34 protein-coding genes are annotated in these 23,032 nt (G+C 68.1%); 18 read left to right on the top strand and 16 right to left on the bottom strand.

All coding sequences use genetic code 11. The features are described 5' to 3' along the window. Position 1: 1 nt before the first annotated feature. From QM774_RS13750 to QM774_RS13770, 5 genes are read left to right on the top strand one after another with little or no spacing between them, the layout of a single operon-like run. Positions 2 to 568, top strand: a complete 567-nt coding sequence (locus QM774_RS13750; protein ID WP_414976411.1) for a hypothetical protein — start codon at positions 2 to 4, stop codon at positions 566 to 568. Beyond that, positions 565 to 1,065: a hypothetical protein gene (locus tag QM774_RS13755; RefSeq protein ID WP_414976412.1), complete on the top strand. Its 501-nt coding sequence runs from the start codon at positions 565 to 567 to the stop codon at positions 1,063 to 1,065. Before QM774_RS13750 ends, QM774_RS13755 begins: the two co-directional genes overlap by 4 nt. Next, on the top strand, positions 1,062 to 1,652 hold the full coding sequence (locus tag QM774_RS13760) for a hypothetical protein (RefSeq protein WP_414976413.1): 591 nt from the start codon (positions 1,062 to 1,064) through the stop codon (positions 1,650 to 1,652). Before QM774_RS13755 ends, QM774_RS13760 begins: the two co-directional genes overlap by 4 nt. Further along, entirely contained in the window at positions 1,649 to 2,155 is a 507-nt protein-coding gene (locus QM774_RS13765) for a hypothetical protein (RefSeq protein WP_414976414.1), read from the top strand. The genes QM774_RS13760 and QM774_RS13765 overlap by 4 nt, the downstream gene beginning before the upstream one ends. Further along, positions 2,152 to 2,886, top strand: coding sequence for a DNA alkylation repair protein (locus tag QM774_RS13770; protein WP_414976415.1), 735 nt, complete (start codon positions 2,152 to 2,154; stop codon positions 2,884 to 2,886). The genes QM774_RS13765 and QM774_RS13770 overlap by 4 nt, the downstream gene beginning before the upstream one ends. Here the strand turns inward: QM774_RS13770 and QM774_RS13775 are convergent, their stop codons facing one another. From QM774_RS13775 to QM774_RS13800, 6 genes are all read right to left on the bottom strand, one after another. Continuing rightward, positions 2,887 to 3,285: a hypothetical protein gene (locus tag QM774_RS13775; protein ID WP_414976416.1), complete on the bottom strand. Its 399-nt coding sequence runs from the start codon at positions 3,283 to 3,285 to the stop codon at positions 2,887 to 2,889. A 44-nt stretch (positions 3,286 to 3,329) separates the two neighbouring features. Next, complete coding sequence (locus QM774_RS13780; protein WP_414976417.1) at positions 3,330 to 4,703, bottom strand: FtsX-like permease family protein; 1,374 nt, start codon at positions 4,701 to 4,703, stop codon at positions 3,330 to 3,332. Continuing rightward, positions 4,700 to 5,491: an ABC transporter ATP-binding protein gene (locus QM774_RS13785; protein WP_414976418.1), complete on the bottom strand. Its 792-nt coding sequence runs from the start codon at positions 5,489 to 5,491 to the stop codon at positions 4,700 to 4,702. Before QM774_RS13785 ends, QM774_RS13780 begins: the two co-directional genes overlap by 4 nt. Positions 5,492 to 5,633: 142 nt before the next feature. After that, entirely contained in the window at positions 5,634 to 6,275 is a 642-nt protein-coding gene (locus QM774_RS13790; protein WP_414976419.1) for a response regulator transcription factor, read from the bottom strand. After that, positions 6,272 to 7,468, bottom strand: coding sequence for a histidine kinase (locus QM774_RS13795; RefSeq protein ID WP_414976420.1), 1,197 nt, complete (start codon positions 7,466 to 7,468; stop codon positions 6,272 to 6,274). The genes QM774_RS13790 and QM774_RS13795 overlap by 4 nt, the downstream gene beginning before the upstream one ends. Before the next feature lie 206 nt (positions 7,469 to 7,674). Then, positions 7,675 to 8,781, bottom strand: a complete 1,107-nt coding sequence (locus tag QM774_RS13800) for a CaiB/BaiF CoA transferase family protein (RefSeq protein WP_414976421.1) — start codon at positions 8,779 to 8,781, stop codon at positions 7,675 to 7,677. Between the two features lie 103 nt (positions 8,782 to 8,884). On the opposite strand from QM774_RS13800, the gene QM774_RS13805 reads away from it, so the two are divergent. Then, complete coding sequence (locus QM774_RS13805) at positions 8,885 to 9,160, top strand: excalibur calcium-binding domain-containing protein (protein ID WP_414976422.1); 276 nt, start codon at positions 8,885 to 8,887, stop codon at positions 9,158 to 9,160. Positions 9,161 to 9,167: 7 nt separating this feature from the next. Here QM774_RS13805 and QM774_RS13810 read toward each other — a convergent pair whose 3' ends face one another. The 6 genes from QM774_RS13810 to QM774_RS13835 form a co-directional block, all read right to left on the bottom strand. Further along, positions 9,168 to 9,914: a class I SAM-dependent methyltransferase gene (locus QM774_RS13810; RefSeq protein WP_414976423.1), complete on the bottom strand. Its 747-nt coding sequence runs from the start codon at positions 9,912 to 9,914 to the stop codon at positions 9,168 to 9,170. Between the two features lie 18 nt (positions 9,915 to 9,932). Further along, positions 9,933 to 10,673 (bottom strand): DsbA family protein, encoded by a 741-nt coding sequence (locus tag QM774_RS13815; protein ID WP_414976424.1) that lies wholly within the window; start codon positions 10,671 to 10,673, stop codon positions 9,933 to 9,935. Next, positions 10,673 to 11,347, bottom strand: coding sequence for a vitamin K epoxide reductase family protein (locus tag QM774_RS13820; protein ID WP_414976425.1), 675 nt, complete (start codon positions 11,345 to 11,347; stop codon positions 10,673 to 10,675). Before QM774_RS13820 ends, QM774_RS13815 begins: the two co-directional genes overlap by 1 nt. After that, positions 11,344 to 12,087 (bottom strand): DsbA family protein, encoded by a 744-nt coding sequence (locus tag QM774_RS13825; protein WP_414976426.1) that lies wholly within the window; start codon positions 12,085 to 12,087, stop codon positions 11,344 to 11,346. The genes QM774_RS13820 and QM774_RS13825 overlap by 4 nt, the downstream gene beginning before the upstream one ends. 79 nt (positions 12,088 to 12,166) lie before the next feature. After that, a complete protein-coding gene (locus QM774_RS13830; RefSeq protein WP_414976427.1) occupies positions 12,167 to 12,652 on the bottom strand; it encodes a hotdog fold domain-containing protein in 486 nt (161 codons plus the stop codon). 38 nt (positions 12,653 to 12,690) lie between these two features. Further along, positions 12,691 to 14,334, bottom strand: coding sequence for an acyl-CoA synthetase (locus tag QM774_RS13835; protein WP_414976428.1), 1,644 nt, complete (start codon positions 14,332 to 14,334; stop codon positions 12,691 to 12,693). Between the two features lie 454 nt (positions 14,335 to 14,788). On the opposite strand from QM774_RS13835, the gene rpsJ reads away from it, so the two are divergent. The 11 genes from rpsJ to rpsQ all read left to right on the top strand — a co-directional run bounded on the left by rpsJ (position 14,789) and on the right by rpsQ (position 20,312). Continuing rightward, positions 14,789 to 15,094, top strand: coding sequence for a 30S ribosomal protein S10 (gene rpsJ, locus QM774_RS13840; protein ID WP_003938093.1), 306 nt, complete (start codon positions 14,789 to 14,791; stop codon positions 15,092 to 15,094). Positions 15,095 to 15,108: 14 nt separating this feature from the next. Then, positions 15,109 to 15,765 (top strand): 50S ribosomal protein L3, encoded by a 657-nt coding sequence (gene rplC / locus QM774_RS13845; RefSeq protein ID WP_414976429.1) that lies wholly within the window; start codon positions 15,109 to 15,111, stop codon positions 15,763 to 15,765. Between the two features lie 248 nt (positions 15,766 to 16,013). After that, positions 16,014 to 16,649, top strand: a complete 636-nt coding sequence (gene rplD, locus QM774_RS13850) for a 50S ribosomal protein L4 (RefSeq protein ID WP_414976667.1) — start codon at positions 16,014 to 16,016, stop codon at positions 16,647 to 16,649. 2 nt (positions 16,650 to 16,651) lie between these two features. Further along, positions 16,652 to 16,957: a 50S ribosomal protein L23 gene (gene rplW, locus QM774_RS13855; protein ID WP_414976430.1), complete on the top strand. Its 306-nt coding sequence runs from the start codon at positions 16,652 to 16,654 to the stop codon at positions 16,955 to 16,957. 33 nt (positions 16,958 to 16,990) lie between these two features. Next, positions 16,991 to 17,827 (top strand): 50S ribosomal protein L2, encoded by an 837-nt coding sequence (rplB, locus tag QM774_RS13860; RefSeq protein WP_414976431.1) that lies wholly within the window; start codon positions 16,991 to 16,993, stop codon positions 17,825 to 17,827. A gap of 17 nt (positions 17,828 to 17,844) precedes the next feature. Then, complete coding sequence (gene rpsS, locus QM774_RS13865) at positions 17,845 to 18,126, top strand: 30S ribosomal protein S19 (protein ID WP_414976432.1); 282 nt, start codon at positions 17,845 to 17,847, stop codon at positions 18,124 to 18,126. 2 nt (positions 18,127 to 18,128) lie between these two features. After that, entirely contained in the window at positions 18,129 to 18,539 is a 411-nt protein-coding gene (gene rplV, locus QM774_RS13870) for a 50S ribosomal protein L22 (protein ID WP_414976433.1), read from the top strand. 2 nt (positions 18,540 to 18,541) lie between these two features. Then, on the top strand, positions 18,542 to 19,372 hold the full coding sequence (gene rpsC, locus QM774_RS13875; RefSeq protein WP_414976434.1) for a 30S ribosomal protein S3: 831 nt from the start codon (positions 18,542 to 18,544) through the stop codon (positions 19,370 to 19,372). 3 nt (positions 19,373 to 19,375) lie between these two features. Further along, entirely contained in the window at positions 19,376 to 19,792 is a 417-nt protein-coding gene (gene rplP, locus QM774_RS13880) for a 50S ribosomal protein L16 (protein WP_414976435.1), read from the top strand. Beyond that, positions 19,792 to 20,025 carry a 50S ribosomal protein L29 gene (gene rpmC, locus QM774_RS13885; protein WP_414976436.1) on the top strand — a complete coding sequence of 78 codons (234 nt, stop codon included), beginning with the start codon at positions 19,792 to 19,794 and terminating at the stop codon, positions 20,023 to 20,025. The genes rplP and rpmC overlap by 1 nt, the downstream gene beginning before the upstream one ends. Next, positions 20,022 to 20,312, top strand: coding sequence for a 30S ribosomal protein S17 (gene rpsQ, locus QM774_RS13890; RefSeq protein WP_414976437.1), 291 nt, complete (start codon positions 20,022 to 20,024; stop codon positions 20,310 to 20,312). The genes rpmC and rpsQ overlap by 4 nt, the downstream gene beginning before the upstream one ends. A gap of 153 nt (positions 20,313 to 20,465) precedes the next feature. On the opposite strand, the gene QM774_RS13895 is transcribed toward rpsQ, so the two are convergent. From QM774_RS13895 to QM774_RS13905, 3 genes are all read right to left on the bottom strand, one after another. Then, a complete protein-coding gene (locus QM774_RS13895) occupies positions 20,466 to 20,840 on the bottom strand; it encodes a type II toxin-antitoxin system VapC family toxin (RefSeq protein WP_414976438.1) in 375 nt (124 codons plus the stop codon). Further along, positions 20,837 to 21,094 (bottom strand): ribbon-helix-helix protein, CopG family, encoded by a 258-nt coding sequence (locus tag QM774_RS13900; protein WP_414976439.1) that lies wholly within the window; start codon positions 21,092 to 21,094, stop codon positions 20,837 to 20,839. Before QM774_RS13900 ends, QM774_RS13895 begins: the two co-directional genes overlap by 4 nt. Before the next feature lie 186 nt (positions 21,095 to 21,280). After that, complete coding sequence (locus QM774_RS13905; protein ID WP_414976440.1) at positions 21,281 to 21,823, bottom strand: DUF4878 domain-containing protein; 543 nt, start codon at positions 21,821 to 21,823, stop codon at positions 21,281 to 21,283. Positions 21,824 to 22,068: 245 nt separating this feature from the next. Between QM774_RS13905 and QM774_RS13910 the strand changes: the two genes are divergently transcribed. Further along, on the top strand, positions 22,069 to 22,380 hold the full coding sequence (locus tag QM774_RS13910) for a response regulator transcription factor (protein ID WP_414976441.1): 312 nt from the start codon (positions 22,069 to 22,071) through the stop codon (positions 22,378 to 22,380). Here QM774_RS13910 and QM774_RS13915 read toward each other — a convergent pair whose 3' ends face one another. Further along, positions 22,381 to 22,962, bottom strand: coding sequence for a Fic family protein (locus tag QM774_RS13915; protein WP_414976442.1), 582 nt, complete (start codon positions 22,960 to 22,962; stop codon positions 22,381 to 22,383). Between the last annotated feature and the right edge of the window lie 70 nt (positions 22,963 to 23,032).

The following is a 23,032-nucleotide window of genomic DNA, read 5'->3' on the forward strand; positions in this document are numbered from 1 at the left end:
CGTGACCCGGATCGGAGAGTGGCGCAGCGCCCGCACACGACGTGATCGTGCGTGGGACGAGCTCGCCACCGCCCAGGTGCGCGCGGGCCTCCGTTCGCGGCTGCCGCTCTGGTCGCGGCTCGCGCTGATCGCCGTGGCGGTGCTGGCCGTCGCGGGTGCCGGGATCGCGGTGTGGCGGGCCGTCGACCGTATCGGCGGCTACAGCGACGCCGACTACGTACGGGCCGCCGAGCAGCGCACCTCGCTGCTCCTGACCGCCGATGCCTCCGATCCGGATCGTGCCGAGAAGATCCTCGCCGGCGCCACCGGTGACTTCTACGACTCGTTCGCCCAGTCCGCCGACTCCTACACGCGCTATGTCGGTGAGCAGGGCTCGCGCGGCACCACCACCATCGACGGCGCCGCGCTCGCCGATCGCCGGGACGGCTCTGCCGTCGTCCTGGTGGTCGCCGGCACCTCGGTGCGGCAGAAGGCCGGCGCACCACTGGACCAGGAACTGCGGCTGCGGGTCACGGTGACCCCGGAGGACGGCGAACTCAAGCTCTCGAACGTGGAGTTCGTGTCGTGAACCGCCTCGACCGACGCTGGCGCCGTCGTTCATCGCCGGTGATCTGGACGGCCGCCGCCGTGGCGGCGGTGGTGATCGCGGCCGTGGTCGCCGGCACGGCCCTCGCCTGGCGGTCGCCGGTCGCCGAACGTGCAGCCACCTCCGACGCCCTGGCCGGGCAGGCGGGCACGATCGTCGCCGACGTGTTCTCCGCCGACGCTTCGACGTGGACGGCGGATCGGGAGCGGGCGCGGGCGCTGATGGCCGAACCGTTCGCGTCGTCGGTGGCGGCAGGCCTCACCGGGCAGCCACCGGCCGGCGTCGCCTCGGTGCGATGGGAGCCGTTGACGTCGGGAGTCGTGTCCGTCGACGAGCACGCCGGAACCGCGGTGGTCGTCGCTCGCGTCGTCGTGACGCCGACGGCCGGACAGCCGGAGACGCGGGTGAAGTCGGTGAACGCCGACTTCGTCCACACCGACGGGCGCTGGCTGCTGAGCGGGGTGGACGAACTCCGATGAGCATGCGGATCGACGCACAGGCCGCCTACGACGACGCCGTCCGGCAGGAGCGGCTCGCCCGCATCGGCGCGGCCGATGATCTGCGGGCCCGCGGCCGACGGCGCCGCGCCGGGGTTCGGCTGCTCGGCGTCGCGGCCGCCGCGGTCGTGACGGCCCTGTTGGTCACGGCGCTGTGGGCGGTCGTGTCCCGAAGTGCCGCGCAGCACCGGCTCGACGCCGACGACGCGTCGCGCACCGCGGCCGCCGAGGCGATCACCACCATGCTGACCGCCGACCCCGCCGACGCCGACGGCTACGTGAACCGGATCCTGGACGTCAGCACCGGGGACCAGCGGGACCGGCTCGACAGGGTCCGGCCGCAGCTGCACGACGCCGTCACCGCGCTGACCCGTCCGGCCACCGGCATCGTACTGGCCGCCGGTCTCGTGTCCCGCCACGGCGACGCCGCGGAGGTCGTGGTGGTGGCGCAGGCCAGCGATCCGACGCTGATCGGAGCGGCGGCCGACGAATCCCGTGTCACGGTGGACGTCACGCTGCGGCGGGTCGGTGACCGCTGGCTCGTCGCCGGAACCGAGCAACCGTCATGACGCGCCGTCTGGTGCCTGCCGACCGGCGGGTGGTCGTGTGGACTTCGGCGGTCACCGCTGTGGCGCTCGTGGTCGCCCTGGTCTGCGTTCTGATCGCCCTTCGGCCGGGCTCCGGCGAGGTTCGCGACCGGGATGCGGTCGCCGCCGCAGCGGCCTCCTCGGTGCAGGATCTGATGACCTTCACGCCCGACGATTCCGCGCAGCGTCGGGCCGAGGTGGACGGCGAGCTCGGGGGAGTACTCGGTGCCGACTACCGCGGTCGCGGCCCGGACGTCGTCCTGGCTGGGGCGACCGAGTCGGGGGCATCGATGACCGCGGCGGTGCAGGCGGTCGCGGTGGACGCGTCCTCCGGGACGCGGGCGCGCGTGATGGTGTTCGCCGACCAGTCGATCACTCTGCCCGGACAGCCGGTTCAGCACGTCGGGGTGTCGCGCTGGGCCACCCTGCAGCGACTCGGTGGCCGTTGGCTGCTGACCCGGATCGAACCGGTGGCCGGGCAATGACGGTGCCGCCTCTGACAGCGGCTTCTTCCGCGGCGGAGATCGCCGACACGGTTCGCGCCTTGGGGAATCCGGAGGAGGCGGAGCATGCTCAGCGGTTCTTCAAGACCGGGCCCGGGGAGTACGGCGAGGGTGATGTCTTCGCTGGTGTCCGCGTACCGGTGCTGCGCACCGTCTCGAAGCGGTTGCGCGAGCTCCCGCTTCCGGTGCTCGACGCCCTGCTGGACGATCCGGTGCACGAGGTCCGTGCGCTCGCGCTGTTCACCCTCGCCGAACGCTTCTCGGCGCGTGCCGCCGATCGGGCCGCGGTCACCGACCTGTACCGCCGCGCGGTCCGTCGGGGCCGGGTGAACAACTGGGACCTGGTGGACTCGTCCGCCCGGCCGATTCTCGGTGCGTGGCTCGTCGATGCGGGAGATCACCGCGAACTGCTCGACTGGGCTTCCTCGGAGGACCTGTGGGAACGGCGCGTCGGCATCATCGGCACGTTCGCATTCATCGAGTCGGGGTCGGCCGACGCGATCCTCGCGGTGGCCCCACTGGTCGTCGACGACCGCCGCGATCTGATTCAGAAGGCGCTCGGCTGGATGTTGCGTGAGGCCGGCAAGCGCGTCGACGAGACGGTGTTGACCGGGTACCTGGAGAAGAACGCGGCACGGATGGGCCGGACGGCCCTGAGCTATGCCGTCGAACGGCTGGCACCGGAGCAGCGGGCGTACTACCGGTCGCGCTGATCAGCCGTCGACGACGGTCTCATCCGCCGGACGCCGGGAACCGCGCCAGACGGCGATCGCCGCGGCGATCATCGGCAGCTGCAGCGGCAGGCGCAGCCAGGCGATCCACTTCAGCAGCGGACCCTTGTCGACGAAGATCCGGATGGTGTTCACGTTCGCCGGGAACACCGCGACGAACAGGGCGGCGGCGAGTGCCGCTGCCGTGCTGCGGGTGCGCTTCGGCAGCAGCGCCGCGCCCAGGCCCAGTTCGGCCACACCCGAGGCGTACGTGTAGTTGCGCGCATCGCCCGGCAACTCCTCGGGGACGATCGCGTCGAACGGCTTCGGTGCGAGGAAGTGGAGGGTGCCCATGAACATCAGCGCTCCGGACATGAACTTGGCCAACCGGTCGATGAACATGCCCCCGAGTCTACGGCCCAGTAGGGCAGGGGTGAGGTGCGGGGTCAGGCGACGGCGAGTGCCTCGATCGGGGCCACCGACACCGCGCGACGGCTCGGCGGAAGCGCCGCCACCAGGACGAGTACCGCAGTGCCTGCAACGATCGCGGCCAGCGTCGCCCAGGGCAGGCCGACCATGAACCCGGACGTCTGCGAGCCCACCAGCGACTGACTGCCGACCGCGCCGAAGAGAACCCCCAGCACCAGGCCGAGCACCGCGGCCGTGCCGGAGAGGGCGAGCGACTCGAGGGTGATCATCGATCGCACCTGGCGGCCGGTGAAGCCCATCGCGCGCAGCATGCCGATCTCGCGGGTCCGGCCGATCACCGTCAGCGACATGGTCGACACGAAACCGATCGCCGCGATCAGTGCCGAGATGGCGATCATCGCGATCATCACCGCCGACACCGTCGACAGCACCTGCTCGGCCTGATGGATGTCATCGGGTTTGAGGCCGCGCCAGCTGTGCACCGAATCGGTGATGGAACTCATGCCGGCGGCGATCGTCGTGATCAGCGTGACGCCGATCAGCAGGCCGATCGTCGACCGGGACGTGCGGCCGGGATCGCTCATCGCGTTCTTGCGGGCCACCAGGGCCGCCGGTCCCGACCCCGCGAGCCGGGCGAAGCCGGCCACCAGGCGCGGCATGATCAGCGGTCCGCCCATCATCACGCCGACACCGACGGTGGCCGCACCCAGGAACGTGGTGAAGAACCCGCTCAGGCTGCCGGTCTCACCCAGGACGCAGGCCAGCGCGAGCAGCGCCGCGCCACCCAGGATCAGAGCGACGGCGACGACGCCCCGGAGGCGGCCGCGGACCGGGGCGGCCCCGCGCAGTGCCGTGGCACCCAACGGCCGGCGGGTACCGACCGCTGCTGCGGCCACCGCGACGATCACCACGATCAGGGCGCCGATCAGGGCTCCGGTCGGAAGCAGACGGTAGTGCGCGGCGGGGATCAGGTGGCGGTGCAGCAGTATCGAGCGTGTGACGAGGTTGATCACCGTGCCGATCACCACACCGCCTGCAGCGCCGGCGAAGGCCACCTGGGCGACCGCGGAGACGACACCGCTTCGCAGTTGGCTTCCGCTTGCACCGATCAGCCGGAGCAGACTCAGCTGCCGGGTGCGTCCGGCGATCACGGTGTCGACGCCGTTGCTGATGACGACCGCCGACACGAACAGGGCGATCGCGATGAACACCGGGGCCACGACCTTCAGAATCAGGCCCACGCTGCCGCCGGAATCCTCGCCGACACGGTTGAGGGTGTCGGCGGTGCCGTACAGGACGGTGGCGTAGGTCGAGGCGAGAGCGGCGACCACCCCGATCGTGGAGACCTCCCGCAGTTTGCCGACGACGAGGCGGGAACTGGTGGCTCTCATGCCTTCACCTCCAGGTTGATCAGGAGATCGGAGATCTGTCGCGGATCGAGATGGCCGTACTCGCCGACGACGCGGCCGTCGGCCAGCACGAGAATCCGGTCGGCGTACGACGCCGCCACCGGGTCGTGGGTGACCATCGCGATGCCCTGACCGTATTCGCGGGCCGCGGTGGTCAGCAGCGACAGCACCTCGCGGCTGGTTCGGGTGTCCAGTGCGCCGGTCGGTTCGTCGGCCAGGATGATCGTCGGCCGGGTCGCCAGCGCGCGGGCGATCGCCACGCGCTGCTGCTGGCCGCCGGACAGTTCCGACGGCAGATGATCGAGGCGGTCCCGAAGTCCGAGCGAGCCGACGAGGTGCGCGATCCAGGCCTGGGTGTCGGCGTCGATCGTCCGCCCGGCGAGCACGAACGGGAGCCGGATGTTCTCGTCGGCCGTCAACGTCGGCACCAGGTTGAACGACTGGAAGACGAAGCCGATGTGGTGGCGGCGGAGCAGGGTGCGCGCGGTGTCGGTCAGGCCGGTGATGGGGGTGTCGCCGACGGTGATCTGGCCGGAGGTGACGTCGTCGAGTCCGGCGATCACGTTCATCAGCGTCGACTTGCCCGACCCCGACGGCCCCATGATCGCGGTGAACTCGCGGCGGTTCAGATTCAGGGACACGTCGTCGAGGGCGTGGACCGGGTTGGCTTCGTCGCCGTAGATGCGGCGCACGTTGCGGACCGTGACGGCCGGGGTCGGACGGGGTGTGGCGATCGCCGGCGCAGGACCGGAGAGGGGTGAGTTGTTCATGTCTTCGACGCTAGGGAGCGCACCACCCCCGCCACATCCGTCGCAATACTGGACTTGCGATACATCCAGCGAGGGACCGTGTACATCGTCCGGTGTACGCGGCGCACGAGCAGGTCGGGGTCGTCCCCCACCCGTGGGAACGTCAGACCAGGTCGTGCTCGTAGGCGTAGACCACCAGCTGCACACGGTCGCGGAGCCCGAGCTTGGTGAGGATCCGCGACACGTGAGTCTTGACGGTGGCCTCCGACAGCACCTCGGCGTCGGCGATCTCAGCGTTCGACAGTCCGCGCGCCGCCTGCACCAGGATCTCCCGCTCCCGCGGTGTCAGACGCTCGTAGTCCGGTCCCGGCGTGCAGCCGCGCGGGCGATGACGCTCGAACAGCCGACGCGTGGCCGACGCCGCGACCACCTGACTGCCGTCGGCGACCGCCCGGATCGCGGCGAGCAGAAAGTCCGGCTGGGCGTCCTTCAGCACGAAGCCGCTCGCCCCCGCCTCGATCGCCGACGCCGCCGCCTCGTCGACGTCGAACGTGGTGAGCACCAGGATCTTCGGGGCGTCGTCGCCGAGCCGTGCCGTCACCTGTTCGGTCGCGGTGATCCCGTCGATGCCGGGCATCCGCACGTCCATCAGCACCACGTCGGGCTTGGCGTCGTCGATCATCGCGGTCAGATTCATCGCCGACGACTCCTCGGCGACCACGTCGACGTCCGGCTGACTCCGCAGGATCATCGCGATGCCGCCGCGGAACAACGGCTGATCGTCCACCAGGGCCACCCGGATCATGACGACGTTTCCTCGGAGTCCACGGACACCACCCTGTCACGTGCGGGCGCGACGAACTCGAGGACCCACGCCTCGCCGTCGGCACGGCTCGACAGCCGGCCGCCGACCGTGGACGCGCGCTCGGACATGCCGACGATGCCGTGGCCGGCGCCGGGCGTCGACCGCGCCGCCGGCGTGGCGGCGATCGTGTTGCGCACCGTCAGCCGCGTGCCGTCGGTCCAGTCGTGGACCACCGAGACCGGACATGCCGGATCGCCGTGCTTGAGGGCGTTGGTGAGAGCCTCCGTCAGGACGCGGTGCGCGACCCGTGCCGCCGCCGGATCAGCCTTCTCGGCGTCGCCGACCTCCTGGGCGGTCAGATCCATACCGGCCGCACGCATCCGCGTGTAGAGCTGTTCGCGGTCCGCGGCCGTCGACTGCGCCGCAGTGTCGTCGTCGCGCAACTGCTGCAAGACGTCACGCACCTCGCCGAGCGCCTCCCGCGCGGTATCGGCGATCACGCCGAGCGCCTCGTCGGTGTCCTCCGGCGACGACTTCAACGCGAACCGGGCGCCTTCGGCCTGCGCGATCACCACCGCGAGCGAGTGGGCGACCACATCGTGCATATCGCGCGCCAGACGTGACCGCTCCGTCTGCTCGTCGTACAGGTCGACGAGCCGTTTGCGCTCCAGTTCGGCGATGGTCTCGGTGACCCGTGCCTGCTCGACGCTGCGCCGCTGGTATCGGGTGAAACCCCACACCCAGCCGCCGACGCACACCAGGAGCGCTCCGATGAACCCGATCACGACGCCTTGTGTCCAGGAGGCCTCCCCGTTCGGGTAGGTCAACGGCATGACGATGGCGGAGGCGACGGCGCCGGCCAGGCCCGCCCAGAGTGATAGTCGCCGCACTCGGCGGTCGGGGTGTGCACCGGTGATGGCGAACAGTGGGGCGAAGCCCAGGCTGCCGAATACGGCGACGTCGGTGGTGGCGACTTGAAGGATCGCGGAGGTGACGGCCAGGACGATCATCACGGACGGCCACACGTCGCGGACGGCGATCGCCACCGCGATCAGCACGGTGGCGACACCGGCGGCGGTGGAGGTGTGTGTCCACTCGACGGAGCCGGCAACCAGCCCGAACACCACCGCCATGACGACGTCGAAGACGATCGTTGAGCGATGGACGTACGGGAGAGCGAGAGGGTCGTGCACGGTTCCAGGGTGCCATGCGTCCCCCGCGCCCCTACGCTCCTCGAGCCCTCCGCTCCCTGAGCCTGTCGATCGGAGGACTCGCTTCGACAGGCTCAACGAGCGTGGTGGGCTCGCCGTACGCTCCTTGAGCTTGTCGTACGCTCCTTGAGCTTGTCGAAAGGAGTTCTCGCTTCGACAGGCTCACCGAGCGCGGTCCGTGAGCGTGGTCAGTCCTGCCAAAGGGTGGCGGGATCGGTGGCGGTGCGATCGGGGGCGGTGGGGGTCTCGGTGGTGCTGCGTGAGAACCGGGGCGCCACTTGCGCCTGGGTGACGCCGTCGATCTCGACGAGGGTGCCGCGGGCCGCCAGATGCGGATCCTGCGGCGCCTCCTTCCAGTCCAGGATCGGCGCCACGCAGGCGTCGGTGCCGTCGTAGATCGCGGCCCACTCGTCGCGGGTCTTGGTCTTGAACGTGTCGATGAACGTCTGCCGCAGCTCGTCCCAGCGGCTCATGTCGAGCTGATGCGGCAACGACTCCGGGTCCACGCCCAGGCCCTTGATGAATTCGGCGTAGAACTGGGGCTCCAGTGCGCCCACCGACATCCATTTGCCGTCCGAGGTCTCGTACACCTCGTAGAACGGGGCGCCGGTGTCGAGAAGGTTCGCGCCGCGCTTGTCCTGCCACATGCCGGTGCCGCGGAACGCCCACATCATCTGTCCCAGGACCGACGCGCCGTCGACCATGGCCGCGTCGATCACGTCACCCTGACCGGAGACGCCGCGTTCGACCAGTGCGGCGAGGATGCCCATGACCAGGAACATCGAACCGCCGCCGAAGTCGCCGACCAGATTCAGCGGGGGTGTGGGCTTCTCGTCGGCGCGGCCGATGGCATGCAGCATGCCGGTCAGCGCGATGTAGTTCATGTCGTGACCGGCGAGCTGGGCCCGCGGCCCTTCCTGGCCCCATCCGGTCATCCGGCCGTAGACGAGCGCCGGGTTGACCGCGTGCAGGTCGTCGGGGCCGAAGCCGAGACGTTCCATCACGCCGGGACGGAAGCCTTCCACGACGACGTCGGCCTTCTTCACGAGGTTGAGGATCGTCTCCCGGTCGGCAGGGTTCTTCAGGTTCGCCTCGACCACGCGTCGGCCGCGGAGCAGTGCGTCGGCCGGTGCGCCCTCTTTCGGCAGATCACCCGGACGCTGCACGCGGACGACGTCGGCACCCAGATCGGCGAGCAGCATCGCGGCATGCGGTCCCGGTCCGATGCCGGCGAACTCGATGACGCGGACGCTTGCGAGGGGGCCGGAGCGACCGGACGGCTGGCGAGTGGGCATGGATCGAGAACCTCCGTGATGGTGAAGCGGGTCGCCGATCACACTACTGTGCCATCAGCTGATGGCACAGTCGGTCGGGCGGCGGTGTTGTAGCGTTCCAGGAATGAAGAAGACGCTCTCGGTACTCACGGCCTCAGTGGCACTCGGTGGTTCGATGATGTTCGTGGCGGCGGCGCCGTCCGATGCGGCACCGATCAAGTACAAGAACTGCACGGCCTTGAACAAGGACTACCGCCACGGTGTCGGCCGACCGGGTGCACGTGATCACGTGACGGGGCGGACTCGGCCTGTGAAGAACTTTCGGGTTAACAAGGCGTTGTACAACAGGAACTCGCACTTGGATCGTGACAAGGACGGTATCGCCTGCGAGAAGAAGTGACCGTTGGTCAGCCTTCACGGATAGCGCGATACGCGTGCGTCACGTACGGCAGGTCGATCGTCCGGTCACCGCGCAGACCGAGATCGTCGAACAGAGCGTCCAGATCGGCGACGATCTGCGCCCGCTCGTCGTCGGGCGCGGTGATCAGATAGCTGCGTGACGCGGCCATCGCATGCAGGCGCTCACGGGTCATCGGGCGCGACCATTCCCACGATCTCGTCTCCACCGGGCCGAACGGTGCCGCCACGCTCGGTCCGCCGCCGGCGATCAGGTCTTCGGCGTCACTCGAATGCATGACAGCGGTCATGCGTGCCACCCACTCCTCGCGGCTGTCGCGGATGTTCCAGATCAGACCGAGCAGCCCGCCGGGGGTCACCACCCGCCCGATCTCCCGCGAGGCGGCGTCGGGATCCACCCAGTGCCATGCCTGGCCCAGAATCACCGCGTCCGCGGAACCGTCGGGCAGGGGAAGATGCTCCGCGCTGCCGACGGCGGTGGCGACGTCCGGCTGGGACGCGGACAGGGTCGCCAGCATCTCGGCGTCCGGATCGACGGCGGTCAGTGCGGCGGCGGGAAATCGTTGGGCCACGACGCGGGTCAGTTTGCCGGTGCCGGCACCCAGGTCGACGATGCGCGGCGGCGGCGGCAGCCCCGACAGGAGCCAGTCGACCGAGTCGGCCGGATAGTCGGGCCGCCCGGTCTCGTAGTTGCCGCTCTGGGCGCCGAACGACGTCGCGCGATCACTCTTGGCCATGAGGTCGGTGACTCCCGGTCAGTGCGGCGCGGCCAGGGCGGCCTCGACCGCGGCGCGGAACGCGGACGGATCCGGGTTCGCCGCCCAGTCGTACTTCTGTCCGTTGATCCGGACGTCCGGGGTGCCGTCGAAACCCGGCCGGCCGGTGACCCGGCTGGTGAGACCGTCCAGCCACTGCTCGTAGTCGCGGCCCTTCACACAGTCGGCGATGCCGGGGCCTCCGACGACCCCGGACAGGTCGGCCAGATTGTCGTCGGCGATGCCCGGACCACCCTCGTTCGGCTGCCGCTGGAACAGGGCGTCGTGGTAGCGGCGCCAGACGGCGAGACCGTCGCCGGCGGTCGCCTCCGCCACACACATCGACGCGTTGGCCGAGCGTGTGGAGTATTCGTCACGCGAATACTTGTCGAGATAGGCCAGCGGGAAGTAGTCGATCGCGACGCGCGGATCGTCGGCCAGCGAATCCACGGTCGAACCGAAGGTGGTCTCGAACTGGCGGCACACCGGGCACTGGAAGTCCTCGGCCACCGAGACCACCACCGCGGGCTGCGACCCGGCCGGGGCCTTGCTGACGCGCAGGGCGCCGTCGGCGGTCACGACCGTCGGGGTGGCCGAGCCGCCCTCCGGGCCGCTGTTCTTGTGCGTGCCCCAGACGATGAAGCCTGCGGCGACGGCCAGCACGACCACCGCGGCTATGATCGAGCCGATCAAGGAGCGGCGGCGCTCTGCTTCCCGAGGGTCGACCGAGGCCTTCGCCATCAGAACAGAGTTTTCCAGTAGTACCAGAACTTCACGCCGATGGTGAACACCACCAGCGCGTACCAGGCGCCCAGGACCACCCAGGACGCGTCCCTGAGCTTCTGTGCGCCCAGACCGTCACCGAGGGCCCGGGACAGACTCAACACCAGAACGATCGGGGTGACCGTCCACACCACCATGCAGTAGGGGCACAGTGCGTGGATCCGGAAGATCGACTGGAACGCCAGGTAGTTGATGAAGACGAAGCCGAGCGTGAGACCCAGCGTCTGACCGATCCAGTACCAGCGCGGCAGCCGCACCCGGCCGACCGACAGGACGGCGGTGGTGACGATGACCGCGAACGCCGGAAGGCCGATCAGCGGGTTCGGGAATCCGAAGAAGCGCGCCTGCTCGGTCTTCATGACCGAGCCGCACGACAGCACCGGGCTGATGTTGCACGACGGGATGTAGTCCGGATTCATCAGCAGTTCGATGCGTTCGATGGACAGGTCGAACGAGGCGATCAGCCCGAGGACCGCGCAGACCAGCATCACCCACGCGCTGGCCGTGCCGATCGGGCGCAGCGCCGTCAGCGGCGACCGGTGTTCGCCGGCTGCTCGCTCGGCGACGTCGTCGACTTCTGCGGCGACCGTCTCGACGACGTCGGGGTCGGCGGCGTCGGCCTTGCTGCTCACTTCTGACCCGCGGCCGCGAGGATCTTGTTCTCCAGATCAGCCGGGGTGGCGATGGTCTGCAGGTCCACGTCCTGGCCGTTGATGCGGACGGTGGGGGTGGACTGGAACTTCACGCGCTTGGTGTGGTCGCGGACCCAGTTGCCGTAGTCGCCGCCGGTGATGCACTTGGTGAGGTCGCCGGCGCCGGCGTCCTTGGCCATCGTGATCAGGTCGGAGTCGGGCAGGCCGTCGCCGCCCTCCGGGGGCTGGTTGTTGTACAGCTCGTTGTGGAACTTGTACCAGATGTCGAAGTTGCCGTCCTTGCCGGTGGCTTCGGCGACGCACACCGAGGCGTTGGCGGCGCGGCTGGAGTAGAAGGTGCTCGACGAGCCGTCCAGGAACGAGATCGGCGTGTAGTCGAAGGCCACGTCCGGATTGGACTGCAGCTTCTCGAGGGTCGGACCGAACTGCTTCTCGAAGGCGTCGCAGGCCGGGCACTGGAAGTCCTCGATGAGCGTGACGACGGCTTTGGGGGTGGTGCCCTTCGGCGCAGCGGTCAGCCGGAAGGCTTCGCCGGTCAGAACGGTCGGCTGCGCGGTGCCGGCCGGCAGCTTCGCGGCGGCCGGGGAGTCCTTCTTGTCCTTGATGGCCCAGAAGATCACGCCGGCGGCGATGATCACGACGGCCAGTGCCGCGCCGATCATCAGCAGCAGCGAACGGCGCCGTTCGGCGGCGCGGGGATCGATGACCTTGTTGCTCACGTCTGAACGTCCTTCGTCACATCCGGTCCGGGCGGTACACCCGGAGGTTCGGCATCGACTCTACTGGGTACGCCTCACCTCAGGCCGGGGTCACCCACGTGGTGATCTCGCAATGCACCACTTCGTTGCCGTCGGTGTCGAGAACCTTGATCGGCACGACGACGTCGGTGCCCTCGGTGATGGCGTCGAAGTCGACCGGTCCGGGCAGTTCGGCGATCGCGGTCAGCCGGGTGGTGGCCTTGGCGAGGTACTGCACGGTCATGCCCTTGGGGATCCAGCGATGCGAGGTCGGTGTGGTCGCCTCCATCAGCATGCCCATCGCGGCCTCGGCCAGGTTGCAGGCGGCGATCGCGTGGAACGTGCCGATGTGGTTGTGCACACCGAACCAGTTCGGCGAGGTGACCTTGCAGTAGCCGGGCTTCATCTCCTCGACCAGGGGCAGCACGGTGCCGAAGTACGGCACCCGGGCGACCATGCCGAGGGAGAACAGCGCATTGCCGAGCTTGTTGCCGGGCAGGCGCTTGCGCATGGCGTACGTCGGGCTCGGCTTCGGTTCCTTACTCATGAGTAAGATGGTACCCGGGGCGCTCGGAGGCCGACGATTCAGTCGATCGGCCCCGTCGGCAGTTCGCGGCGCACCAGCTTGCCCGTGGGGTTGCGCGGCAGCTCGTCGACGAACACGACGTCGCGCGGCACCTTGTAGCGAGCCAGATCCTTCTTCACGTAGGCCTTCAGATCGTCCGCGTTCGGAGTCGCGCCCTCCTCCGGCACCACGAACGCCCGCAGACGGGTGCCGAACTCGTCGTCGGGGACGCCGATCACCGCGACGTCGGCGACGTCGTCGTGCTCGGCGAGATGGTTCTCCACCTCGAGCGGGTACACGTTCTCGCCGCCGGACACGATCATGTCGTCGTCGCGGCCCGCGATGAACCACAGACCGTCCTGATCGAAGTAGGCCATGTCGCCGGTCGACATGTGGCCGTCCAGGATCTCCTTGTTGCGTCCGTCGGTGTATCCCTCGAACGGGGCGCCGTTGCGGACGAACAGGCGGGCCTTCACGTTCGGCCGGGTGACGCGCTTGCCGGCGTCGTCGAACAGCGCCAGGTAGCTCGACACCGGCGCCTTACCGATGGTTCCCGGCGCCTTGCGCAGCTCCGTCGGCTTCGCGATGGCCGCGACCGCGACCTCGGTGGAGCCGTACAGGTTGTAGAGCACGTCGCCGAACTGGTTCTGGAACTCCTCGCACAGAGCAGGGGACAGTGCCGAGCCGGCCACCACCACTGACTTGAGCGACGAGGTGTCGTACTTCTTGATGACATCGGGGCCGAGCGCCAGGATCCGGTGCAGCATGGTCGGGACCGCGACCAGCATCTCCGACTTGTGTTCGGCGATGGCGGCCAGCGTCTTCTCCGCATCGAAGCGGCGCATCAACACGGTCTCGTTGCCGCCGGCGGTACAGACGGCCCAGGTGGCGAAGCCGGTGGAGTGGAACAGCGGGGAGACGATCACCGCCGAGCTCCGGTACGGGAACTGGATGCGGTCCACCAGCAGAGCACTGGTGAACGGCGAGAACTTGGAGCGCCGGGCGCCCTTGGGCAGCCCGGTGGTGCCACTGGTCAGGATCACCATGCCGCCCCACTGGGGCGGGGTCGGCGGCATGGTGGTGCGACCGGTCGCGACCACGTCGTCGAGGGTGGGCAGGTGCTTGTTCTTTGTGCGCCACTTCTCGTCGTCGACCCAGGTGATGATCCGCGGCAGGTCTTTCGGCAGGCCGTCGACGAGGTCGGCGAACTCCTGGTCGAACAGCATGGCCTTGATGTGCTCGCGTTCGGCGACCTCGGCGAACTGGGCGGCGCCGAAGCCGGTGTTCATCAGGGCGAGGCGGACGCCGGAGCGGCCGGCGGCGAACTGGGCCAGGGGCAGGGCGCGGTGATCACGGGCGATGATGCCGACCACGTCGCCGGGCTTCAGTCCGGCGTCCAGCAGGGTGTTCGCCAGCGCGTTGGTCTGGCGGTCGACCTCGGCCCAGGTGAGGGTGCCGCGTTCATCGGAGATGGCGGGCCGATCGGGGATGTCCTCGGCCTGATGGGCCATGACGGTGGCCATCGGCCCGATGACCTTGGTGTTCTTGAAGGTGTCGGCGAGGCGCTTCGGCTTCGTCAGGTCGGTGAGGCGCGCCTCGCGGAGAGCTTTGCTGGCCTTCAGGGTGTCGGTCAGGGTCTCGAATCGCGTCTTGAGGTTCGGCATGCGTGAATCTTCCTAAAGGTCGTGGGCGCGCGCAGGCGGACCGCTGAATCGGTCGCCCCTTTTCTGATAACGAATGTTATCGGATATCGCGCCGACGTTCGGCGGGTATCGACGAGGGGCCCGCTCCGGGCTCGATTTGTCCTACGACGTCGAGGTATTGCATACTTGACCGGTTGCCTCCTCGAGAGGCGATGAACTCCACCGGGACCGCAACGCGATCCCGGGCGTGTAACGCGTGCGCCGAACTCGGTTCACGGACACGACACGCCCGACCGCGGGTACCGGGGATGCGTACAACGACGAACAGAACAGCGTCGATCGCGCCGAATGCAGGTGTGGTCTTGTGTGGCTCCGTTGCCGCTCGCATTTCGACAAGCTCACTGAGCGGTCGGGGCGAGTGTGAGCTCACGCGGTGTTGTGTTCGTCGAGAGAACCAGACGGAAGAGGACACAGCGTGGCGGGACAGAAGATCCGCATCAGGCTCAAGGCCTACGACCACGAGGCGATCGACGCTTCGGCGCGCAAGATCGTGGAGACCGTGACCCGTACGGGTGCACGCGTCGTCGGCCCGGTGCCGTTGCCCACCGAAAAGAACGTGTACTGCGTCATCCGCTCGCCGCATAAGTACAAGGACAGCCGCGAGCACTTCGAGATGCGTACCCACAAGCGACTCATCGACATCCTCGACCCGACGCCGAAGACCGTCGACGCGCTCATGCGCATCGATCTTCCGGCCAGCGTCGACGTCAACATTCAGTGACGGGGGCAACGAGAATGAGCAACCAGACTGCAACGAAGGGCCTGCTGGGCACCAAGCTCGGCATGACCCAGGTCTTCGACGAGAACAACCGGGTCGTCCCGGTGACCGTCGTCGCGACCGGCAACAACGTCATCACCCAGCTCCGCACCGACGAGCGTGACGGCTACACCGCCGTTCAGCTCGCCTACGGCGCCATTGACCCGCGCAAGGTGAACAAGCCGACTTCCGGCCAGTTCGCCAAGGCCGGCGTCACCCCGCGCCGCCACCTCACCGAGATCCGCGTCAAGGACATCTCGGAGTACCAGGTGGGCCAGGAGCTCGGAGCCGACCTCTTCGCCGACGGCGTCAAGGTCGACGTGACCGGCACCTCCAAGGGCAAGGGATTCGCGGGCGTCATGAAGCGCCACGGCTTCTCCGGCCTGGGTGCGTCCCACGGCGCCCACCGCGTGCACCGCGCACCGGGCTCGATCGGTGGCTGCGCCACCCCGGGCCGCGTGTTCAAGGGCATGCGCATGGCCGGCCGTATGGGCAACGACAAGGTGACCACTCAGAACCTCACCGTCCACAAGGTGGACGCCGAGGCCGGTCTCCTGCTGATCAAGGGCGCGATCCCCGGCCGCAAGGGCGGCATCGTGGTGATCCGCGACGCTGTGAAGGGTGGCGACAAGTGACCGAGAAGGATCCGGCCGAGACCCCAGCCAAGAAGACTGCGGCCAAGAAGACCGCGGCCAAGAAGGCTGCTCCGGCCAAGAAGACCGCCGAGAAGGCTGCACCGGCCAAGAAGGCTGCCGCCAAGAAGGCTCCGGCCACCAAGGCGACCGCCGAGAAGGCTGCTGCTCCCGCCAAGGCTGCGACCAAGAAGGCCGCTCCGGCCAAGGCCGCCGCCAAGAAGGCTCCGGCCGCCAAGGGCGAGACCAAGCTGAAGCTCGACGTCCGCACCGCCGACGGCAAGACCAAGGGCAGCGCCGAGCTGCCGGCCTCGCTGTTCGATCAGGACGCGAACATCGCGCTCATGCACCAGGTCGTCGTCGCCCAGCAGGCCGCCGGCCGTCAGGGCACGCATGCGACCAAGACCCGTGGTCTGGTCTCCGGCGGCGGCGCCAAGCCGTACCGCCAGAAGGGCACCGGCCGCGCCCGTCAGGGCTCGACCCGCGCACCGCAGTTCGTCGGTGGCGGCACCGTTCACGGTCCGCAGCCGCGTGACTACACGCAGAAGGTCAACAAGAAGATGAAGGCCGCCGCCCTGCGCGGTGCCCTCTCCGACCGTGCCCGCAACGAGCGCATCCACGTGGTGACCGAGCTCGTCGCCGGCCAGGAGCCGTCGACCAAGACCGCACGGAACTTCCTCGAGCTCCTCAGCGAGCGCAAGAAGTTCCTGGTGGTGCTGTCCCGTGAAGACGTGGCAGCCCGCAAGAGCGTGGCCAACCTGCCGACCGTTCACGCGATCGCGCCGGACCAGCTCAACACCTACGACGTCCTCGACGCCGACGAGCTGGTGTTCACCGTGGAAACGCTGAACACCTTCGTCGACGCGAATACCGCGAAGGAGGCCTGAGCATGGCTACCCACGCAGACCCGCGTGACATCATCCTGGCGCCGGTGATCTCCGAGAAGGCCTACGGCCTCATCGAAGACAACGTGTACACCTTCCTGGTGCACCCGGACTCGAACAAGACCCAGATCAAGATCGCGATCGAGCAGATCTTCGACGTCAAGGTCTCCAGCGTCAACACGGCCAACCGCCAGGGCAAGCGCAAGCGCACCCGGTACGGCTACGGCAAGCGCAAGGACACCAAGCGCGCGATCGTGACCCTGGCCGCAGACAGCAAGCCCATCGAGATCTTCGGGGGCGCGGTCAGCTGACCGCCCCGCGAATGAGAGAGGGACTACAGACTCATGGCTATTCGTAAGTACAAGCCGACTACCCCGGGCCGTCGCGGCTCGAGCGGTGCCGACTTCTCGGAGGTCACTCGTGACCATCCGGAGAAGTCGCTCGTTCGCCCGCTGCACGGCAAGGGTGGTCGTAACGCTCACGGCAAGATCACGACGCGTCACAAGGGCGGCGGTCACAAGCGGGCTTACCGCCTGATCGACTTCCGTCGTAACGACAAGGACGGCATCAACGCCAAGGTCGCTCACATCGAGTACGACCCGAACCGTACCGCCCGTATCGCGCTGCTCCACTACCTGGACGGCGAGAAGCGTTACATCATCGCTCCCAAGGGCCTGTCGCAGGGCGACATCGTCGAGAGCGGTCCGAACGCCGACATCAAGCCGGGTAACAACCTGCCGCTGCGCAACATCCCGACCGGTACCCAGATCCACAACGTGGAGCTGCGTCCGGGCGGCGGTGCGAAGATGGCTCGCTCGGCCGGCGCCTCGATCCAGCTGCTCGGCAAGGAGGGTCCGTACGCGACCCTGCGTATGCCGTCCGGTGAGATCCGTCGCGTCGACGTGCGCTGCCGCGCCACCGTCGGCGAGGTCGGCAACGCCGAGCAGAGCAACATCAACTGGGGCAAGGCCGGCCGTATGCGGTGGAAGGGCAAGCGCCCGACCGTCCGTGGTGTCGTCATGAACCCGGTCGACCACCCGCACGGCGGTGGTGAGGGCAAGACCTCCGGTGGCCGCCACCCGGTCAGCCCGTGGGGCAAGCCCGAGGGCCGCACCCGCAAGAACAAGGCCAGCGACAAGCTGATCGTCCGCCGCCGTCGTACCGGCAAGAACAAGCGATAACTAGGAGGAGGTAAGAAATGCCACGCAGCCTGAAGAAAGGCCCGTTCGTCGACGACCATCTCCTGAAGAAGGTGGATGCTCAGAACGAGAAGGGCAGCAAGCAGGTCATCAAGACCTGGTCGCGCCGTTCGACCATCATCCCCGACTTCATCGGTCACACCTTTGCGGTCCACGACGGTCGCAAGCACGTGCCCGTGTTCGTTTCCGAGTCGATGGTCGGTCACAAGCTGGGCGAGTTCGCCCCTACCCGTACCTTCAAGGGTCACATCAAGGATGACCGGAAAGCGAAGCGTCGGTAATCATGGCTACCAAGACTGAAGCTCCCGTGCAGACCGCACGGGCCACCGCGAAGTTCGTTCGCGCCACCCCGATGAAGGCACGTCGTGTGCTGGAGACGGTGCGCGGCAAGAACGTCGACGAGGCTCTGGACATCCTGCGGTTCGCTCCGCAGGCCGCCACCGAGCCGGTCGCGAAGGTGCTCGCCAGCGCCGTCGCCAACGCCGAGAACAACCTCGGTCTGGATCGCCGCACCCTGGTCGTCTCGGAGGCTTTCGCCGATGAGGGTCCGACCATGAAGCGGTTCCAGCCGCGTGCACAGGGTCGTGCCTTCCGTATCCGTAAGCGCACCAGCCACATCACCGTGGTCGTGGCCAGCGTCGAGCAGGCCGCAGGCACCAAGCGCTCGCGCCAGCAGAAGAAGAAGGGAGCCTAGTAGTGGGCCAGAAGATCAACCCGCACGGCTTCCGCCTCGGCATCACGACCGACTGGAACTCGCGGTGGTACGCAGACAAGCAGTACGCGGAGTACGTGAAGGAAGACGTCGCGATCCGCAAGCTGCTGAGCACCGGCCTCGAGCGCGCCGGCATCTCCAAGGTGGAGATCGAGCGCACCCGTGACCGTGTTCGCGTCGACATCCACACCGCCCGCCCGGGCATCGTCATCGGTCGCCGCGGCGCCGAGGCCGATCGCATCCGCGGCGAGCTGGAGAAGCTCACCGGCAAGCAGGTTCAGCTGAACATCCTCGAGGTCAAGAACCCCGAGGCCGACGCTCAGCTGGTCGCCCAGGGCGTCGCCGAGCAGCTCACCAACCGCGTGGCGTTCCGTCGCGCAATGCGCAAGGCCATTCAGTCCGCCATGCGGCAGCCGGGTGTCAAGGGCGTTCGCGTCCAGTGCTCGGGCCGTCTCGGTGGCGCTGAGATGAGCCGCAAGGAGTTCTACCGCGAGGGTCGCGTTCCGCTGCACACGCTGCGTGCCGACATCGACTACGGACTCTACGAAGCCCGGACCACCTTCGGCCGTATCGGCGTGAAGGTCTGGATCTACAAGGGCGACATCGTCGGCGGCAAGCGGGAGCTGGCTCCGGCCGCTCCGGCTGCCGAGGACCGTCGTGGTGCACGACGTCCGGCCCGCCCGCGTCGCAGTGGTGCTTCCGGCACCACCGGCACGAGCACCGAGGCCGGTCGCGCTGCGGCCACCGAGGCGACCACCGCCGACGCCACCTCGACTGCGCCTGCTCCCGAGCAGGCCGAGAACCAGGAGGGCTGAGGCATGTTGATCCCTCGTCGGGTCAAGCACCGCAAGCAGCACCACCCCAGCCTGAAGGGTCAGGCGAAGGGCGGAACCAAGGTCAGCTTCGGCGACTACGGTATCCAGGCCCTGGAGGGTGCCTACGTCACCAACCGTCAGATCGAGTCCGCTCGTATCGCGATCAACCGCCACATCAAGCGTGGCGGCAAGGTCTGGATCAACATCTTCCCGGACCGCCCGATCACGAAGAAGCCTGCCGAGACCCGCATGGGTTCCGGTAAGGGTTCGCCCGAGTGGTGGGTCGCCCCGGTCAAGCCGGGTCGAGTCATGTTCGAGATGACCTACCCCAATGAGGAGATCGCTCGCGAGGCCCTGCGTCGCGCGCAGCACAAGCTCCCCATGAAGACCCGGATCGTCACCCGAGAGGAGCAGTTCTGATGGCACTCGGAGTGGCAGCTGCTGAGCTGCGTGAGCTCAACGACAACGATCTGATCGCCCGTCTGAAGGAGTCGAAGGAAGAGCTTTTCAACCTTCGTTTCCAGATGGCGACCGGTCAGCTCGACAACAACCGTCGCCTGCGTACCGTGCGTCGTGAGATCGCTCGTATCTACACGGTCATGCGCGAGCGTGAGCTCGGCCTCGCGTCCAGCCCGGAGGGTGATGACGCATGAGCAAGGACCAGAAGGACACGAACGTGACCGTTGAAGAGCGTGCCCGCCGCAAGGAGCGGATCGGCTACGTCGTCAGTGACAAGATGCAGAAGACCATCGTGGTCGAGCTGGAAGATCGCAAGAGCCACCCGCTCTACGGCAAGATCATCCGCTCCACCTCGAAGGTGAAGGCGCATGACGAGAAGGAGGTCGCCGGCGTCGGTGACCGCGTGCGGATCATGGAGACCCGCCCGCTCTCGGCCACCAAGCACTGGCGTCTCGTCGAGGTGCTGGAGAAGGCCAAGTAGGTCTTCTCGCGCACAGCGACCACACGTACTGAAGCCCACCTGTCCCGTCGGGGGAGGTGGGCTTCAGGCATCCTCCAGCAGTCGCCGCACCTTGAGTCGGGGTACGCGGCCTCAGTGGAGGCCGCGTGGCCGGACTCAGGGTGCATGGCTGCGTCAGTACGGCTTGGTGAGTCCGTCGAACATCGGAAAGTGTTTGACGTTCCGGGTGAGTAGCGGGGCGTCGAGCACGTAGGCGATCGCGGCGATGGTCAGGTCGGCCGCGCCGAGGCCCGGATGGCTGCGCCGCCACCGTCGTCCGAGCGCCGCGCCCACTTCGGCGATCTGGGCGTCGAGGGGATGCCAGACGAGGCGGTCGAGGAGATCGCGGGTGGACTTCTCCTCGCCGCTCCGCATGCCGCCGAGCACTTCGAGTCGAGTGATCTCGCTTGCGTGCAGACGGCCCGTCGACCGGGCGTCGCCGAGCGTGCGTTGCGCGGCGGGGTCACCGCGCAATACGTCGATGAGGACCGAGGTGTCGATGACCGTCATCGTTCGAAGGCATCGCGGAGGCGTGTGCCGTTCCGGATCTGTTCGACGTATTCCTCGCCGTCGACGTCGCGGTCCTTCCACGCGCCGGCGGCCGCGGCGATCGCCTTCAGGTCGGCGTCGAGGTCGCGTGTGCGCCGATAGGTCTGCTGCACCGCGTCACGGATGAGCGCGGAGATCGACCGGCCGGTCCGCTCGGATTCGGCGTCCAGCAGTTCACGGTCCTCGTCGGTGAGGGAGATCTGCGTCCGCTGCATGATGTAAGAATACATCAGCTTGCGGAGGGTCGACGGGCTCGCAGCGCGCATGCCACGAGCGGCGCGCCTAAGCGGTCGGCGACGGAAGAGCAGGGGTCGTGCGTCTGTGGACAACCTGGGCCCTCCACAGAAACGACGACGCCGCGGATCCCCCAAGGGAGTCCGCGGCGTCGAGTGCGTCGTGCGTCAGTGGGCGCCGGCGTGGGCGCTTCCCTGGCTCATCAGGGCGGTGACGGCATCCGAGCTCAGCAGCCAGCTGCCGTTCTTGTTGACGAACTCGAACGGCATGTCGACCGGGGCCGGGGCGTGCGGCGACGCGACGGACACGGTGACGGTGGCCTTGTCGGCACCGTCGGCCGCGACGCTCTTCACGGTGTACACCTCGGGGGTGTAGCCACCCTGGGCCGCACCCTTGTTGAAGTTGGCCAGGCCGTCGAGGGCGTCGCCCTCGACGTCGACGTAGCGGCCGAGCTGGTCGGCCGGGGTGTTCGGGTCGACGGCGGCGCGGAAGATCTGCTGGGCGGTCGCGTTGTCGAGACCCTCGACGGCGGCCTGGGCCTGCGAGGTGGCCGACGCAACCGCGCTGGTGGCCTGATCGGCGGCCGAGGCGACGGCGCTGGTGGCCTTGTCGGCGGTGTCGTTGGTGCTCGAGCAACCGGTGAGCGCGACGGCGGCACCGGCGGCGAGCGCGGCGACGGCGTAGACGGGACGGCGCAGGTTCTTCTGCATAGGATCCTCCTAGATTGGACTGAGGTGACCCTAACATGTAGCCGTGCGGCCCCTCCGTCACAGCGCGGTCCGATACTGGCGATTGACGTCCTATGTCGGCGATGGGACACTGGCACCGGTTCTGGTTCAACCACTTCGGATTCGCCGGTTAAGGCGACTGGGATGGCGTCACCGGAGTCGGTCCCGGGCGAACGCTCGGCCAGGGTTGGGGAACCTGAAGGGGGAGACGCGACGTGACCGCATCCATGACTACGCTCGATGAGCCGACTCCGGCAAACGTCGTCGTCGACTACGGCCGGTTCGGTCCTGTGGTGCCGGTTCCGGCCTACGACCGCCCGGCGCTGTCCGAGCGCGAAGTCGAGGTCCTGCTCGCCTGGCTGGCGTCGGAGTCGAAGGACGAAGCGGCGGCCCGCCTGTTCATCTCGGCATCGACCGTCAGCACGCACATCTCCCGGATCCGCGCCAAGTACGCCGGCGTCGGTCGCCCGGCCCCCACCAAGGCGCACCTGCTCGCCCGCGCACTCCAGGACGGCTACACCCAGCTGTCCGACTGGTGATCAGCGCCTGCGGGTGAGGTCCCTGATCACCGATTCGAAGAGTTCGGTGGGCCCGGCGGCTTGAATCACGAACCTCCCGCAGTTGAACCGTGCACGAAGGTCCGCATCGTGTGCGAGCGGCGCGATCGTCGTTGAGAAGCCGTGGCGCTGCGCGAGCTGCTTGAAGAACACCAGCTGCGTGCGAGTGTTGCCCTCCCGGAACAGGTGGGCGACGTTCATCTCGCCCCACGGCTCCGCGATCGCCTCGGCGAACCGCTCCACCGAAGAATCCGGTTCGAGTGCAGTCAGGTTCCTGCCCAGAATCCGCGCCCAGCGATCGAAGTGCTTCAGCATCTCCTCTCCCGCCGGAAAGTAGGAGTACGGGTGACCGTCGTCAGCCCGATAGTCGCCACGCGCGATCGACTCCGGACTCGGCCCGGCCTTCGTCATCACCTTCGGAAACGTCGGACCGACTCGCGGCTCCCCGGCCCAGTCGTAGACCTTCTCGAATATCGCGCGGTGGATCGACTGCATATGGGCGCGATCGAACTCGGCGGCCGTGACATCGCGTTTCTGGAGTCCTGCCATCGCGATACCGGCCAAGTCGGTCTCCGCAGCGGTCAGATCCTGCTGATCGGTCAGACCCAACTTGTTTCGTAGCACCGTAGTGCCC

The organism is Gordonia sp. (in: high G+C Gram-positive bacteria) (assembly GCF_047600565.1).
Classification (GTDB): Bacteria; Actinomycetota; Actinomycetes; order Mycobacteriales; family Mycobacteriaceae; genus Gordonia.

Excerpts from the sequence above, each read along its gene's own strand:
- rplW (WP_414976430.1), top strand. The coding sequence starts at position 16,652 with ATGGCTACCCACGCAGACCCGCGTGACATCATCCTGGCGCCGGTGATC.
- rplC (WP_414976429.1), top strand. The coding sequence starts at position 15,109 with ATGAGCAACCAGACTGCAACGAAGGGCCTGCTGGGCACCAAGCTCGGC.
- QM774_RS13815 (WP_414976424.1), bottom strand. The coding sequence starts at position 10,673 with ATGGCGAAGGCCTCGGTCGACCCTCGGGAAGCAGAGCGCCGCCGCTCC.
- QM774_RS13905 (WP_414976440.1), bottom strand. The coding sequence starts at position 21,823 with ATGCAGAAGAACCTGCGCCGTCCCGTCTACGCCGTCGCCGCGCTCGCC.
- rplB (WP_414976431.1), top strand. The coding sequence starts at position 16,991 with ATGGCTATTCGTAAGTACAAGCCGACTACCCCGGGCCGTCGCGGCTCG.
- rpsS (WP_414976432.1), top strand. The coding sequence starts at position 17,845 with ATGCCACGCAGCCTGAAGAAAGGCCCGTTCGTCGACGACCATCTCCTG.
- QM774_RS13910 (WP_414976441.1), top strand. The coding sequence starts at position 22,069 with ATGACTACGCTCGATGAGCCGACTCCGGCAAACGTCGTCGTCGACTAC.
- rplP (WP_414976435.1), top strand. The coding sequence starts at position 19,376 with ATGTTGATCCCTCGTCGGGTCAAGCACCGCAAGCAGCACCACCCCAGC.
- QM774_RS13805 (WP_414976422.1), top strand. The coding sequence starts at position 8,885 with ATGAAGAAGACGCTCTCGGTACTCACGGCCTCAGTGGCACTCGGTGGT.
- QM774_RS13765 (WP_414976414.1), top strand. The coding sequence starts at position 1,649 with ATGACGCGCCGTCTGGTGCCTGCCGACCGGCGGGTGGTCGTGTGGACT.
- QM774_RS13780 (WP_414976417.1), bottom strand. The coding sequence starts at position 4,703 with ATGAGAGCCACCAGTTCCCGCCTCGTCGTCGGCAAACTGCGGGAGGTC.
- rplV (WP_414976433.1), top strand. The coding sequence starts at position 18,129 with ATGGCTACCAAGACTGAAGCTCCCGTGCAGACCGCACGGGCCACCGCG.
- rpsQ (WP_414976437.1), top strand. The coding sequence starts at position 20,022 with ATGAGCAAGGACCAGAAGGACACGAACGTGACCGTTGAAGAGCGTGCC.
- QM774_RS13800 (WP_414976421.1), bottom strand. The coding sequence starts at position 8,781 with ATGCCCACTCGCCAGCCGTCCGGTCGCTCCGGCCCCCTCGCAAGCGTC.
- QM774_RS13835 (WP_414976428.1), bottom strand. The coding sequence starts at position 14,334 with ATGCCGAACCTCAAGACGCGATTCGAGACCCTGACCGACACCCTGAAG.
- rpmC (WP_414976436.1), top strand. The coding sequence starts at position 19,792 with ATGGCACTCGGAGTGGCAGCTGCTGAGCTGCGTGAGCTCAACGACAAC.
- QM774_RS13895 (WP_414976438.1), bottom strand. The coding sequence starts at position 20,840 with ATGACGGTCATCGACACCTCGGTCCTCATCGACGTATTGCGCGGTGAC.
- QM774_RS13785 (WP_414976418.1), bottom strand. The coding sequence starts at position 5,491 with ATGAACAACTCACCCCTCTCCGGTCCTGCGCCGGCGATCGCCACACCC.
- QM774_RS13830 (WP_414976427.1), bottom strand. The coding sequence starts at position 12,652 with ATGAGTAAGGAACCGAAGCCGAGCCCGACGTACGCCATGCGCAAGCGC.
- QM774_RS13775 (WP_414976416.1), bottom strand. The coding sequence starts at position 3,285 with ATGTTCATCGACCGGTTGGCCAAGTTCATGTCCGGAGCGCTGATGTTC.
- QM774_RS13770 (WP_414976415.1), top strand. The coding sequence starts at position 2,152 with ATGACGGTGCCGCCTCTGACAGCGGCTTCTTCCGCGGCGGAGATCGCC.
- QM774_RS13810 (WP_414976423.1), bottom strand. The coding sequence starts at position 9,914 with ATGGCCAAGAGTGATCGCGCGACGTCGTTCGGCGCCCAGAGCGGCAAC.
- QM774_RS13790 (WP_414976419.1), bottom strand. The coding sequence starts at position 6,275 with ATGATCCGGGTGGCCCTGGTGGACGATCAGCCGTTGTTCCGCGGCGGC.
- QM774_RS13900 (WP_414976439.1), bottom strand. The coding sequence starts at position 21,094 with ATGCAGCGGACGCAGATCTCCCTCACCGACGAGGACCGTGAACTGCTG.
- QM774_RS13760 (WP_414976413.1), top strand. The coding sequence starts at position 1,062 with ATGAGCATGCGGATCGACGCACAGGCCGCCTACGACGACGCCGTCCGG.